This is a genomic window from Paenarthrobacter aurescens, from assembly GCF_025421775.1.
Lineage (GTDB): Bacteria > Actinomycetota > Actinomycetes > Actinomycetales > Micrococcaceae > Arthrobacter > Arthrobacter aurescens_B.
In genome coordinates, this window is record NZ_JAOEFX010000009.1 from 171,310 (window position 1) to 183,915 (window position 12,606).

At 63.8% G+C, this 12,606-nt stretch carries 13 protein-coding genes; 3 read left to right on the forward strand and 10 right to left on the reverse strand.

Translation table 11 applies throughout. The features are described 5' to 3' along the window. Window positions 1–22 precede the first annotated feature (22 nt). Both N7568_RS18705 and N7568_RS18710 read right to left on the reverse strand, forming a co-directional pair. The gene (locus tag N7568_RS18705; RefSeq protein ID WP_261611278.1) at window positions 23–1,576 is read right to left on the reverse strand and encodes an HNH endonuclease; all 1,554 of its coding nucleotides are present in this window, start codon (window positions 1,574–1,576) and stop codon (window positions 23–25) included. A 119-nt stretch (window positions 1,577–1,695) separates the two neighbouring features. Continuing rightward, window positions 1,696–2,514 carry a tryptophan-rich sensory protein gene (locus N7568_RS18710; RefSeq protein ID WP_261611279.1) on the reverse strand — a complete coding sequence of 273 codons (819 nt, stop codon included), beginning with the start codon at window positions 2,512–2,514 and terminating at the stop codon, window positions 1,696–1,698. A gap of 111 nt (window positions 2,515–2,625) precedes the next feature. Between N7568_RS18710 and N7568_RS18715 the strand changes: the two genes are divergently transcribed. Further along, entirely contained in the window at window positions 2,626–3,165 is a 540-nt protein-coding gene (locus tag N7568_RS18715; RefSeq protein WP_261611280.1) for a MarR family winged helix-turn-helix transcriptional regulator, read from the forward strand. Here the strand turns inward: N7568_RS18715 and N7568_RS18720 are convergent. From N7568_RS18720 to idi, 6 genes are read right to left on the reverse strand one after another with little or no spacing between them, the layout of a single operon-like run. Then, window positions 3,160–4,371: a prenyltransferase gene (locus N7568_RS18720; protein ID WP_261611281.1), complete on the reverse strand. Its 1,212-nt coding sequence runs from the start codon at window positions 4,369–4,371 to the stop codon at window positions 3,160–3,162. The genes N7568_RS18715 and N7568_RS18720 overlap by 6 nt on opposite strands. After that, window positions 4,368–4,718: a lycopene cyclase domain-containing protein gene (locus tag N7568_RS18725; protein ID WP_261611282.1), complete on the reverse strand. Its 351-nt coding sequence runs from the start codon at window positions 4,716–4,718 to the stop codon at window positions 4,368–4,370. The genes N7568_RS18720 and N7568_RS18725 overlap by 4 nt, the downstream gene beginning before the upstream one ends. Further along, window positions 4,718–6,370 (reverse strand): phytoene desaturase family protein, encoded by a 1,653-nt coding sequence (crtI, locus tag N7568_RS18730; protein ID WP_261611283.1) that lies wholly within the window; start codon window positions 6,368–6,370, stop codon window positions 4,718–4,720. Before crtI ends, N7568_RS18725 begins: the two co-directional genes overlap by 1 nt. Further along, window positions 6,367–7,287 (reverse strand): phytoene/squalene synthase family protein, encoded by a 921-nt coding sequence (locus N7568_RS18735; protein ID WP_261611284.1) that lies wholly within the window; start codon window positions 7,285–7,287, stop codon window positions 6,367–6,369. The genes crtI and N7568_RS18735 overlap by 4 nt, the downstream gene beginning before the upstream one ends. Further along, entirely contained in the window at window positions 7,284–8,360 is a 1,077-nt protein-coding gene (locus N7568_RS18740) for a polyprenyl synthetase family protein (protein WP_261611285.1), read from the reverse strand. The genes N7568_RS18735 and N7568_RS18740 overlap by 4 nt, the downstream gene beginning before the upstream one ends. Further along, window positions 8,357–8,911, reverse strand: coding sequence for an isopentenyl-diphosphate Delta-isomerase (gene idi / locus N7568_RS18745; RefSeq protein WP_261611286.1), 555 nt, complete (start codon window positions 8,909–8,911; stop codon window positions 8,357–8,359). The genes N7568_RS18740 and idi overlap by 4 nt, the downstream gene beginning before the upstream one ends. Before the next feature lie 104 nt (window positions 8,912–9,015). Between idi and N7568_RS18750 the strand changes: the two genes are divergently transcribed. After that, the gene (locus tag N7568_RS18750; protein WP_261611287.1) at window positions 9,016–9,597 is read left to right on the forward strand and encodes a MarR family winged helix-turn-helix transcriptional regulator; all 582 of its coding nucleotides are present in this window, start codon (window positions 9,016–9,018) and stop codon (window positions 9,595–9,597) included. Between the two features lie 4 nt (window positions 9,598–9,601). Here the strand turns inward: N7568_RS18750 and N7568_RS18755 are convergent, their stop codons facing one another. After that, window positions 9,602–10,420: a CPBP family intramembrane glutamic endopeptidase gene (locus N7568_RS18755; protein WP_261611288.1), complete on the reverse strand. Its 819-nt coding sequence runs from the start codon at window positions 10,418–10,420 to the stop codon at window positions 9,602–9,604. Window positions 10,421–10,594: 174 nt separating this feature from the next. Here N7568_RS18755 and N7568_RS18760 point away from each other — a divergent pair, with 174 nt between their 5' ends. After that, complete coding sequence (locus N7568_RS18760; RefSeq protein WP_261611289.1) at window positions 10,595–11,698, forward strand: EAL domain-containing protein; 1,104 nt, start codon at window positions 10,595–10,597, stop codon at window positions 11,696–11,698. Here the strand turns inward: N7568_RS18760 and N7568_RS18765 are convergent. After that, the gene (locus N7568_RS18765) at window positions 11,695–12,579 is read right to left on the reverse strand and encodes an SGNH/GDSL hydrolase family protein (RefSeq protein WP_261611290.1); all 885 of its coding nucleotides are present in this window, start codon (window positions 12,577–12,579) and stop codon (window positions 11,695–11,697) included. The genes N7568_RS18760 and N7568_RS18765 overlap by 4 nt on opposite strands. Window positions 12,580–12,606: the final 27 nt, after the last annotated feature.

The following is a 12,606-nucleotide window of genomic DNA, read 5'->3' on the forward strand; positions in this document are numbered from 1 at the left end:
GCTGTTGCGACGCCACTGTGCATTAAGTCTGCCGGGCATGCTGCAGTTCTGGCTCCCGGGGACGTTCCGACGCGGGCGGCCTGACCGGCGGCGCAGGTGATGAAGCGTTCTCGTGGCCAGGCAGTCGCGGCGGTTTCGACCGGTAGAGGTGCCCGGTAGGGGTTCGGACTTCCATGGTGTGCGTTTGGCCGTGCTGCACACTGGCGCTCCACCCGGGGTTTTCCTTGGTATGGTTGCACGCTTCGCACAGCCCAGCGCCATTGTTCAGGGTGGTGGTCCCGCCATCGTGCCACGGGACCACGTGGTCCATATGCCTAATGGGCGCATCGCAGTACGGGGTTCGGCAGGTATCGTCCCGGACCTCGATGAAGCGACGTAATCGTTGGGGGAAGATCCTCGCTTTGGAGTCCATGGTCAGGAGTTCGCCGCTTCCCGGAGCGGTGTATAGCCGCCGGATCATCACTCGGAAGTCTTGGTGCTCCCTGGTTTCCGCATCTTGGTGGCTCTGGCCCGTGGACTCGGCGGGCGTTGCATGCGCGCGCGTCCGCTTGTAGCCGTCGCGTGATGTAGACCCAGCCTGCGCCACAGCTTGCGCGTCGGGCCTGGTAGTTCCAGCCTGTCCCTCAGGCTTGGCGGGGCCGTCGGTCAGGAGAACTCTTGCCCATTCTGCAGGGACGATTCCGTACCCCTGGAGCCGGGCCGGTTCGCTGTCGCCTTGGAAGAGGGTCCGGTCGGTCATGACGAGTTGAACGTCGATCCCAGAGATTCCACCAGGCGTTCCAGTGACGTGTTCGACCAGAGTGTCTGCCATGACCTGTCCGCGGGGCCGGGCATCACCGCTGGAGCGGGCCGAGTCAGCTGCCCGCGTGAGCGCAGCATAGGCAGCCACACCCTGCGCGACCGGAAGGAGGGCGGTCAGGTAGGTCATGGTGTCCGGTGCCGGGCGCAGGCTTACTGTCCGTTCGGTGGCGGCGTGGCTGGCACGTTGGGCAACCGAGCGCGGATCACGCCGGTAGGCGGCGGCTTTAGCGGCGGCGATGATCGCCCGATCACCTTTCCCGGCGAGACCTCCGGTGTCGGGGGCGAGTTCCTCATCCACCGCGCAGCGGTCCTCAACGCTCAAGCATGCTGTTTCCTTCACCAACAGCGTCGCCCGCCATTCGTTGAGCTGACCTGATTCCAGCGCGGCCAAAGTCCTTGGCATCTCCGTCACCAACGCCTTCGCAAACCCCAAAAGCCGGGAGCCGCGGTTCGGGGATTCCCGCCGGGCCAACGCAACCTGCGCCCCGACACCCTGGCCCTGCTCGGACGAGGGGACGCCTGCTGTCTCTTGCTCGCGGCGTTGGGCGAGGTCGAAGGCCACCGCTGCCCTGGCTTGAAGGCCGGCAATGGCGGACTTCAGCTCTTCCAGCCCGCGGATCTGGTCGATCAGCTTGCCGCCGGCGGTACCGAGACGAACGTCACCCAAGAGTGTCATGAGATCGGAAACGCTGGGTGCCGAGTACCCGGACGGTAGCCCCGCACCAAGGGCAGGCCCAACCACCGCCCTCGCCTGACCGCCCCGAATCTGCTCCATACCGCCAACTCTTCCAGCCGGCACTGGCCAGCATCAGGTCTGACTTGCCCTATGTGGAAAAGTCGGTGGCCCGCCTACCGGTGGCCCGCCTAGCAGTGGCCCGCCTACCGGTGGCCCGCCTACCGGGCCCCGGAAGCCGCGGAAGCCCCAGCCCCAGCCAGTACAACCCGAGCCCGCACCGTGATCGCGGCACCGAGGACCAGCGCAGCAGCAACAGCCGCCGCGACCGCCGTCGGGAATGATTCGGGTGAATCGGCGCTGCGGCCGACGGTGATCCAGACGAGGCCCCAGGCGATGGCTGCTGCCAGTGCAAGGCGGCCGTGGCCCTTGATCGCCAGGGCGATTCCAACGATGGCCACCACTACCAACACCGCCACTGACCAGATCTCGGGCCGCAACCCGAAGCCTGAGAAGCCGGAGGCCTTCAGAGCGGCGGCGATGTTGGCGCAGACCGCCACACTGGTCCAGCCCAGGTAGAGCCCCAAAGTCCCGTCCACCACAATGGCCTCGACCCAGGAAACGGCGCGGGTCCGGCTGTAGCGAAGGAACGCCAGGACGAGGGTCACCAGCAGCGCCAGGATCACCAGAACACTGACGAAAAGCCACCCAGCCTGCACGGACAGGATCCACGCGGCGTTCAGGACCATGGACACGGCCACGATCCAGCCGAGGGAGCGCTGCCGCGGATTGGCCCGCTGGGACGGCAACCATTGCCACACGGTGTAGGCAACCAGGCCGGTGTACACCACGGACCAAATCGAGAAGGCGGGGGTGGCGGGCGCCAGGAGAGTTGAGTCCGCAGCCAAGGCACCACCGGCGGCCTGCGCTATCGGAGTTCCACCGAACACTCCGACGCCGATCATCGAACCGACGATGCAGATCAACAAGCTCGCGGTGACTGTTATCTGACGGGCTGTATCCGAGCGTCTGGTTGTCATGTGCAGAGCCTCTTTCCTTGTGGGATGTGCAGTGTCATGCATTCGCGAGGTAGGTGACTTAGTATCAAAATGCTAGTGAATCAAGCTTTACGTTTATCGAAGGAACAACGGATGGACTCGGAAGGCCACGCAAAGGGCTATTGGTACGGGAAAGATCCAGGGCAGAAGGCGATTGCCATTGACGTCTTGAACGCGCTGCGGGACTACCGTGCCTCCGAGCAGGCGATGCGCCGCCGGACCCGATCGTCCATGGGGATGGGTGAGAAGGACCTTTTGGCCCTGCGGTATTTGTTCGAAGCCGAGGCCGAGGGCAAGGTGATGAAGCCGAAGGACCTGGGCGACAAGCTGGGCATAACGTCGGCGTCCATGACCACGCTGATTGACCGTTTGGTGGAGTCCGGCCACATCCGCCGCGAACCGCATCCCACGGATCGTCGTGCGCTGATCCTGAAGGCAACGCCGGGGTCGGACCAGGAAGTGCGGCACACGCTGGGCGGAATGCACCGGCGGATGCTGGATGCTGCCTGCGCGTTGAGCCCGGACGAGTCGCAGATCGTGGTGGATTTCCTCCAGCACATGCGTGAGGCCCTGGACACGATCGACGAAGAGCCTGATGCTCCTGAAGACGCTGGGAAACCCATCCCGTCATGAGGTGATGCTCCACTGCAGGATCAGGATCAGTGTCACCAGGAATCCTGATCCGTAGTTGAGCCAGATGAACCGGCGCCATGCCACGTTGGTGCGCGCCGCCGTCGAATCCGTCACGTTCCAATAGGGCGCGCAGTTCGCGATGTACGGGACGGCGATGATCGCCGCCAGCGGCCCGGGCCACGGCGTAGCCAGCATCGCGAGGCCCGCAACCAGCCACAGCACGACGGCGAGCCTCACCGTCCGGCGGGCACCGATGACTGTTGCTATGGAGCCGATGCACGCCTGGCGGTCGGGTTCGATGTCCTGGACCGCTCCGAAGGCGTGCGCGGCCATGCCCCAAAGGAAGAACGCGACGAGCAGTATGAGGAGACCAGGGGTCACGTCGGCGCCGGCCAACGCCAACCCGACGACGGCGGGGCTTACGAAGTGCGTACTGGACGTCAGCGAGTCCAGGACCGGGCGTTCCTTGAAACGGAGCCCGGCCACGGAGTAGGCCGCCACCGCGAAGGCACTCACGGTCAGGCTGATCCACACCGCGGGTCCACCCGTGAAGGCGAGGACCAGAAGGAACGGCACGTTGGTGATCGCCGCGAGCCACAACATGGGTCGGTGCAGCCTCGGCTGGAGGAGGGCACCCTCGATGCCGCCCTTGCGCGGGTTCTTAAGATCGGACTCGTAATCGAAGACGTCGTTGATGCCGTACATGGCCAAGTTGTAGGGGATCAGGAAGTAGAACGTGCCCACGATCAGGACCCAATCGATCTCACGGGTGGTCAGGATCATGGCCGCAGCAAACGGATACGCGGTATTGATCCAACTGACCGGGCGGGATGCGAGCAAGGCCTGCGGGAGGAGTCCCTTGAGGCTGGGTTCCCCGTCGCGGGAACCGTAACCCTGGCGCTTGCGCGTCAGCCATATCCACAGCCCGGGGAGGGCAACGACGCCCGCCAGCGGGTATGCGAAATCCTCAACGGGCGCCAGGCCGATTTTGAGGCCAAGAATGTGCGAGGCGTCGTAGTGGAAGAGTTCCATGCCGATCATGACGGAGTCGAAAACAGCTGTCAGGACGGCCAGTGCGGCAAAGGCGAGGCCTACTGCTTTCCAGTGCTTGCCGTGCTCACCGGCGTTGCCTCCTCGCCGTGCGAAGATCACGCCCGCGATGACTGCCGCGGCGATAAAGGCGAGGGCGAGCCACAGATACGTCATGCGTTTTCCCGCTCCCGCTCGGCTTGCCTCGATGGGATCCGGTCAAGCAGCCGGCGGGCGCCCGTGTAGAGGACCATGGTGCACAGCACCAGGAAAAGCAGGAACACGGGTTCCTCGATGGGCAACTCCGGGGCAATCAGCAGGCCCGTTGCGATGGTGCCTTCACCCCGGAGGAAGATCCCCAAACCGATCCCGGCCAGGTCCCAGGCGAGAAGGAACAGGACCCCGACGGCGGTGACGATCGCCGCTGCTTTAGGGTCGCGCCAGAAGAACAAACGGAAGCGGTGGTCGAGCAGGAGCATGCAGATGATGCCCAGCAGCAACGACACCAAGTAGAGAACACCCATCAGCCAATCCTGCTGGCTACGGGCCTCGTGGTGAGGGGGCCTGGGCTGTGGTCGCCGCGGATCCGCTTCAGGACCAGCTCTGCACTGATGAGGCACATGGGCACTCCCACGCCAGGTGCCGTGGTGGCGCCGGCGTAGTAGAGGCCGCGAACACGCTTCGAGGCGTTCTGGGCACGGAACATGGCGCTTTGCCGGAGGGTGTGTGCAGGTCCAAGCATGCCGCCGCGCCAGGAGTTGTAGTCCCTCGCGAAGTCCGCCGGGCCAACGGTATGCCGGACGACGACCCGCTCCCGGAGGTCCGGGATGCCGGCCCACTGGGCGATCTGGTCGATGGCGGCGTCGGCAGCCCGCTCGATCAGGGCGTCCCCGGCGCCGTCGGCTCCACCCGCTCCCAATGAAGGGTCGGCAGGGACAGGAACAAGAACAAAGAGATTCTCATGCTCCTGCGGAGCGACTCCCGCATCGGTAGCGCTGGGCTTGCAGACGTAGATCGACGCAGGGTCAGGGATGCCCGGTTCTTCACCGAAGATCGAGGCGAAGTTTGCCTCCCAATCCCGGGTGAAGAACAAAGAATGGTGGGGCAATTCCGGAAGCTTGCCCTTCACGCCCAACATCACCAGGACTGCCCCCGGTCCGCTGGTGCGGCTTTGCCAGTATTTGTTGTTGTAGCTGCGGTCCCTGACGCCGAGGAGCTGCGTTTCGGTGTGGTGGAGGTCGGCGCCGGAGACCACCAGATCAGCCACGCTGTAGTGTTCCGCACCGGAGTTGTCGCGCCACTTTACCCCTGTGACTTCGCGGCTGTCCTTCCCGGAAAGGGGGCCCGGGAGCTTCACGCCATCAAAGCGGCCAAGCTTCTTGGTCCGGGTTGCTTCGCGGGTGGTGATCTTGAGGGCCTCCGCGCCTGTGTGGATCCGTACACCGGCGTCAACAGCCAGTGCTTCGAGGCGACCCACGAGCTCCCAGAATCCGCCCATCGGATACTGCACGCCGTCGCCGAGGTCCAAAGCGCTCATCAAGTGGTACATCGCGGGCGCAGCGGAAGGGTTGGTGCCAAGAAAGACCGCCGGATATCCCAACACCTGTCGGAGCACGGGGTGTTGGAAACGCTGAGAGACATACTTGTCGAGCGGAGTGAGGAGGAGCTGTGCAAGCTTGGGCAGGCTCCGCACCACCTCCGGATGAAGCAGCGCCTGCACCTTGGTGAACGGGTTATAGAGGAAGAACCGTTCAGCCATCTCCGTGGTGTGCCGCGCCGAAGCAAGGTACGCGGTGAGTTCCTTGGCGCTGCCGGGCTCGACACGTTCGAAGGTGTCCAAAACCTGATCGCTGCCCAACGGAACGGTCAGCGGATCCGGCCTCGCGCCGTCGTGGTTTGGCTCGCTGAAGATGCGGTATGCGGGACTGAGCGTGCGGAGGTCCAATTGTTCGGCAGTGCTGGTTCCCAGCAGATTGAAGTAATGGTCGAACACGCCGGGCATGAGGAACCAAGAGGGGCCGGTGTCCCAGCGGAAGCCGTCCCGCTCAAGGCTGCCTGCGCGTCCGCCCACCCGATCGCGTTGCTCAAGGAGCTGGACCTCGTGCCCTTCGTGGGCGAGGAGCGCGGCGGTGGCAAGCCCAGCAATGCCGCCGCCGATCACTACGGTCCGGGTCATCGGTGCAGCTCCATCCAGGTGGAAGCCACTGCGCGGGCAGCCAGCCCTGCTTTGACCGCATCCGGAACACGGACCCGGTGGAGGTAGAGCTCGTCCACAGTGGTCTGTTCGATCTTGTCCGTCAGGGCAGCGAACAGGGCCAGCGCGCTGCGGACCGCGGCCCGGGCGTCACGCGGCAACAGGGGAATGACAGCGTTGGCGTCGGCCAGTTGTGCCCGGATGGTGCTGACCCATTCCAAGCGGTCGCGGTCCTCAAGGTGGTCGGATGTGCCGAGGTAACTGCGGCCCAACCGGGTGGTGTCGTCCGCAAGATCCCTGAGGAAGTTGATGTTCTGGAACGCTGCACCCAACCTGCTGGCGCCGTAGTGCAAAGCCGCGGTGTCGCCGTCGTCGATGTTCTCGTCCCGGATAAAGACGCGCAGGCACATCAGCCCGACAACTTCGGCGGAACCGTGCACGTAGCCTTCGTGCGCCTGGGAGTCGAAGCGCAGGGGAGCAGGTTGTTGCTCGACCACTGACGCGGCACTGCGCTCGCCGAGGTCCGTCCGCATGGAGGCGAAGAAGGGGTCGATGAGTGAATCATCGATTCCCGCCGCACGGGCTGTCTGGGCGAAGGCGTGGATGATGAGGTCGCTGCTGTAGCCGAGTTTGACGGCGAGGTGGGTCTCATCGATGAAGTGCGTCAAGGCGTCGCACTGCTCCTGGTAGCTGAGGCCGGCTTCCGCAGTAACGCCGTCCACGAGTTCGTCAGCCACGCGCACCAAAGCGTAGATGTTGCGAACATGCTGGCGGTGCCTGGAACCCAGCAGCCTGCACGCCAGTCCAAACGACGTGGAGTAGGCGGCGATGACCTGGTTGGCGGCACGCTCCGCCGTGCGGGTGAAATGGGTGAAAGAGGTATCAGTAGCGACGCTCATGATTGCCGTCCCTCCAGTTGTCCCGCAAGGTCGAGCAGGACATTGCGTGCGCCCGGCGGGATAGTGCTTGTCAGCAGGCTGTTGAACGCCTGCATTTGTTCCTCGATGAGCCCTTGGACGAAAGTCTCCGCCCCGCAGTCGCTCAGTTTTTGACGTACGTACTCGCCCGCCGGGCCGTTGAGCTCGGGCTTGCCGAAAAAGGGCTCTATGTCCTGCCAGGAGGTGGTCAACCGGGCATGGGCGATGATGGCCGTTTCCTTGCCCTCGCGGAGGTCCGAAAAAGCATCCTTGCCGTGGCGGCGAGGATCCCCGAACGTGGACAGGAGGTCGTCCTGGAGTTGGAAGGCCAACCCCAGGTGCCGGCCTGCAGTGGCCAGCGCGGTTTCGACGGCGAAATCGGCGCCGGCAAGCGCTGCAGCCGCACGGAGAGGAAGCTCAAACGTGTACGTGGCGGTTTTGTAGCCGCACATCACCAGGATGGTCTCGAGATCCGGGGCAATAATGCCGTCGCCCAAGCCAACATCCAATTGTTCGCCGGCCACGGTCTCGTTGATGGTGTGTTCCAGGAGATCCAGGAGTCGCAGCCGCAGTTCGTGGGGAAGATCGGCGCGGGCGAAGGCTTGGTGCGTTGCGGCAAGAAGCATGTCGCCCATCAGGATCCCGCCGGTTTGTGCCCAGTGGAGGCCGCCATCAGGCCTGGGGAGATCTCCGGCTTCCGCGAGGAGGGACCCGATCAGATTGGGGTGGCCGCGGCGGACGAGGTCGCCGTCGATCACGTCATCATGCAGCAGGAAGGAGTAGTGGAGGAGTTCGATGGCGGCGGCGATGCTGATGGCGGTTTCGCGGTGGCGTGAACGCGCCGGCCGCAAGGCATCGTACGTTTCCATGAGCAGCAAAGGGCGAACGAACTTGCCGCCGAGGACGTTCTGGCCCGCGAGGGTCCATAGCCTGGCGAAGTTTGGGCCGTACGCGGTGGCGACGCTGGCTCTCTTGCCTATGAGTCCACCCAGCTCGTTTTCGATGGCGGTGCAGAGATCAGTGCGGCTGCGGACGGTGCTGGAGGTGATGGTCATGCTCCGGCTCCGGCTTGGAGGGGCAGCGCCCCGACGTCAAGCAGTTGCGGGAATTGCAACCCCAGCCATGGGCTGAATGCGGAAGGTGTGTGTTCCAGCGCATCTGCCAGGAGCGCCGGTGATATCCAGGCCCAGTCAGCTACTTCGGCGGGATTCGGCTTCAGGGCGCCACTTATTTGTGCCACATATACGGGGCAAATTTCGTTCTCGACAATTCCCGTGGGGTCCACAGCCCTGTACCTGAAGTGCGGGAGGACCAGGTGGATCCGGTTGGCGTCTACCCCGAGCTCGAATTGGGCACGCCGCATGATGGCGTCCTCGAACTCTTCACCCGGCCCGGGATGACCGCAGAAACTGTTGGTCCACACGCTTGGCCAGGTCTTCTTCTCGGGTGATCGGCGGGTCAGGAGAACCTCCCCGGCGTCGTTGAGCAGGTAGCAGGAGAAAGCGAGGTGGAGTGGCGTGTCAAGCGTGTGCACCGCAGCTTTGGGGGCTTCCCCGATGGGTGTTCCGGCGTCGTCAAGGAGGACAACCATCTCTGTCGCGTTCATCGTGCGCCTTCCTCCAAAGCCTGTGCTCTCATCTAAATCCGGATATTGCTAGACAAGCTAGAAGAAAGGCTACCATGTAGGAAGTTAGGTGTAACATACTCAACATGTCCAGTCCAGAAGAGATTCCTGAAGAAGCCGGGACCCCGGCTTCCTCCGGGATTTACCATTTGGACGCCAACGATCCGAACCACGAGCTGGTGGATCGCTCAGGTCTGTCCGAATCTGATGTTGAGCAGATCAGTGACCTCATGGCTGCACTGGGAAGACTGCGAGAGGCCGAACAGCGACTCTCCGACGCCTCACTGCGGTACATGAAACTCAACCAATCAGACATGCGCGCACTGCATTACCTGATCATCTGCGCCAACCATGGCGTGATTGCCACCCCTGGCGCAATAGCCGCCCAGCTTCACATTTCGACGGCGTCAACCACCAAGCTGCTTGATCGGCTGGAACGCGCGGGCCACGTCACGCGACACGCCCACCCCTCCGACCGCCGCGCGCTTGCCATCGCCATCACGCCCGCAACGCACGACGCCGCGATGCGTACGGTGGGACGGCAGCAGGCCAAGCGTTTTCTGGCTGCGGCCCGACTGACGCCCAAGGAACGTAGAACTGTGAAGCGATTCCTGGATGACATGGCACAGGAAATCGAGGTGGCCGAAGAGGCATGGGCGGGGACATAGCCTCTCAGTAAAGGAAGATCGGCAGCCAATCCCGGTTGTGCGCGTGGACCAAGGCGAGGAACAGCACGAAGTCGAAGAGCAAGTGCACTGACACCACGTACGTGAACGACTTGGTCAGCTTGAAGGTGTAACCCTGCAGCAGTGCGAACGGGAAGGTCAGGAGCGGCCCCCACGCTTGGTAGCCGATCTCCCACAGGAATGACGAGAAAACCACCGCTTGCAGGAGGTTGGCCAACCAGTCCGGGAAGTGCTGGCGCAGCAGCGTGAAGGTGGTGCAGATGAAGAACAGTTCGTCCCAGATTCCCACGGCGTTGACGCCCAGGAAGAGCCGCCAGAAGATGTCGGGGTCGGAGGCATCGGGCCAGTTCTGGTACACGCCGGTGCTGATCAGGTACACCGGCAAAATGAAGTAGCCCAGTGCTACGACGCCTATCAGGTACAGCTTCGCAGCCAACGGCCACGTGCGGCCGGTGTTTACCGGGAACTTGATGATGTCTTCGCGGTACACGAACCGCGATACCAGCCACGGCACCAGAACGGCCAGTGCGAGGGCGCCGCCCATGAGGGCCATGTGCTCTGTGCTGAGGTCGGCGTTAAGGGGGACCTGGCTGAAGATGAACATGCCCGCAGCTACCAATGCGAGGTGACGCATCAGCCGATGGTCGATGAAAGCGGCAGTGACTACACTCGCGAGCAGCAGGCCGTAGCCCAGCAGCTCGTTGCCCAGTGCAAAGAGGGGCACGCCGGACAGCGAAAGCAGCGCCGCCGGCAATAGTTTCCAGCTGAGCGCAGTGCGGGGTGCTTCCGTTGAAATGGATGTCACCCCACAAGCATGTCAGGGCCGGCGGTTAAGCGACACGGTCTCGTTCACCCTAAAGTGCCCTTGGTGACTAAGGCGCAGCGTTCTTCGGTATCATTCGTGACAGGGCCCACAGATTGGGTCGGTCGGGTAGTTGTCTGGCGCAGCCAGCGGGGGATACACATAAAGGAATAGCCGATGGCTCATGAAGAGGGCTCTCTCTCAGCGGATGGCGGGGCGGACTCCGCGCGCCCGAATGGCGCTGGCGCGGCACAGCCTGCTGACGCCACAATGCGCGAGCAGGTGAAGGACATCATCGAGTCCATCCTTGCTGATTCCGAGCCGCGGAGCGAAAGCGCCAGAATCAAGCTCCGCGAGTTGGTGGAAGCCAATCCCGATGATCCCGCGGGTGCGTTGCTGGAGCACTTGCTGGAAACGCGCAAGGAGACTTCAGCGGCGTCCGCCGTCCCGGTTCAGATTGGGTCCGCCAGTGTGCACCTTGAGTCGGTGGACGCAGCCCGGACCGTGTCGGTTCCTGTCAGTCACGAAGTCCGCGAAGGCATCCAAGGGATCCTCGCGGACAAGCTGCTGCTGACGGCCTTCCAACCCGTTCATGCGTTGCCCAGCGGTGAAGTGGTGGGCGTGGAAGCGCTGACAAGGTTCGTCGGTGAAGATGGCGCCGGCGCCGATGTCTGGTTCAACGAGGCTGCGGCTGCAGGTTTGGGGACGGAGCTGGAGATTGCTGCCCTGCACTGCGCGTTGACGGCCGCGCACGATGTTCCCGGCAATATGTCTGTTGCGCTGAACCTCACCCCCGCTACCTCCAGTGACCCGAGGGTTCGGAACCTGCTGGCCGCGGCGTCCCTCGCCCCGGAAAGGATCATCGTTGAACTTACCGGCAGCCTCGCGGACGTGGGAGGCCAAACCGGCAACGATGGACTGGGGCCGTTGCGCTCACTGGGGCTGCGGTTGGCCATCAGCGCATCCGGAGCGGCTTTGGTCTCCCTGGAAAGGGTGGAACAGCTGCGCCCCGACATCATCAAACTGGACCGCCACCTGATTGAGGGCATCGAGGCCAGCGAGGGGCAAAGGATCCGGGCCAGGGCGATCGTTGAGCTGGCCAGGGAGATCGGCGCGGAAGTCATTGCCGTAGGCATTGAAACCACGGAAGAACTCCGGGAAGTCAGCGCGCTTAAGATCACCGCAGCCCAGGGATACCTCTTGGGACGGCCCTCAGTCCACCCGCTGGACTGGTCAGCGTGGAGCATCCGGGCGCAAACCGAAGCCCAGCCTGCAGGCTAGGTGTCCGCGATGTTCCTGGGATCGTTCCCGACGTAGCTCCCGGGTGGCATTGCTGCTCCGAACACCGGACCAGGCTCTGGTCGCTTGGGGTGTCGTTCCTCGTCGGCATTCCGCTGCGTCAGGCGACGCACCACCCACGGGAAGAAATGCTGACGGGCCCAGACGATGTCACCGGCCCGCGCCTCGCGCCAGCTGCGCTCAGGCAGGGGCTTTGGGGCCAGCGGTTCCAAGGAATGCGGGACGTTGAGCGTATCGAGGACCATCATGGCGATGGTGTGCTGGCCCAGCGGGGAGAAATGAAGCCGGTCCGGATCCCACATCCGGGGATCCGTGAGCTGGCGCAGCGCCCATAGGTCGGCCACAACGGCGTCATGGCGGGCGGCCACTACCCGGATGTTCTCGTTGTAGATGGCCACCTTGCCGCGAGCCAGGCCAAATACCGGGGTAGCTCCCCAGTCCGGACCGGTAAAAAGCAGGATGGTTGCGCCGGTGGAGGCAAGGGTCTCCACGCCGGCGTCCAACTCAAGCGCGAGTTTGTCGGGGTCGCTCCTGTGGAAGAGCAGGTCATTGCCGCCGGCGTTGAGGGTGATCAGATCCGGCTTAAGCTCCAGCGCCGGGCCTACCTGCTCGTCCAGGATCTGATGCAGCAACAGTCCGCTGATTGCGAGGTTGGCGTAGGCGAAATCCCCGTGCCCGGTGCTCAGCTCTTCCGCAACCCTGTCAGCCCAGCCGCGGAGGCCGCCGGGGCTCCGCGCCTCGGGATCGCCTAAACCTTCGGTGAATGAGTCACCCAAAGCCACGTAACGGCTCCACGGGTGCAGGCCAGCCCCGAAGCTACCGGAACCGCCCTGCGCCGATCCATCCGCATAGTGGGCGTTCATCCCCCCATAGTGCGCCTATGGGACCCG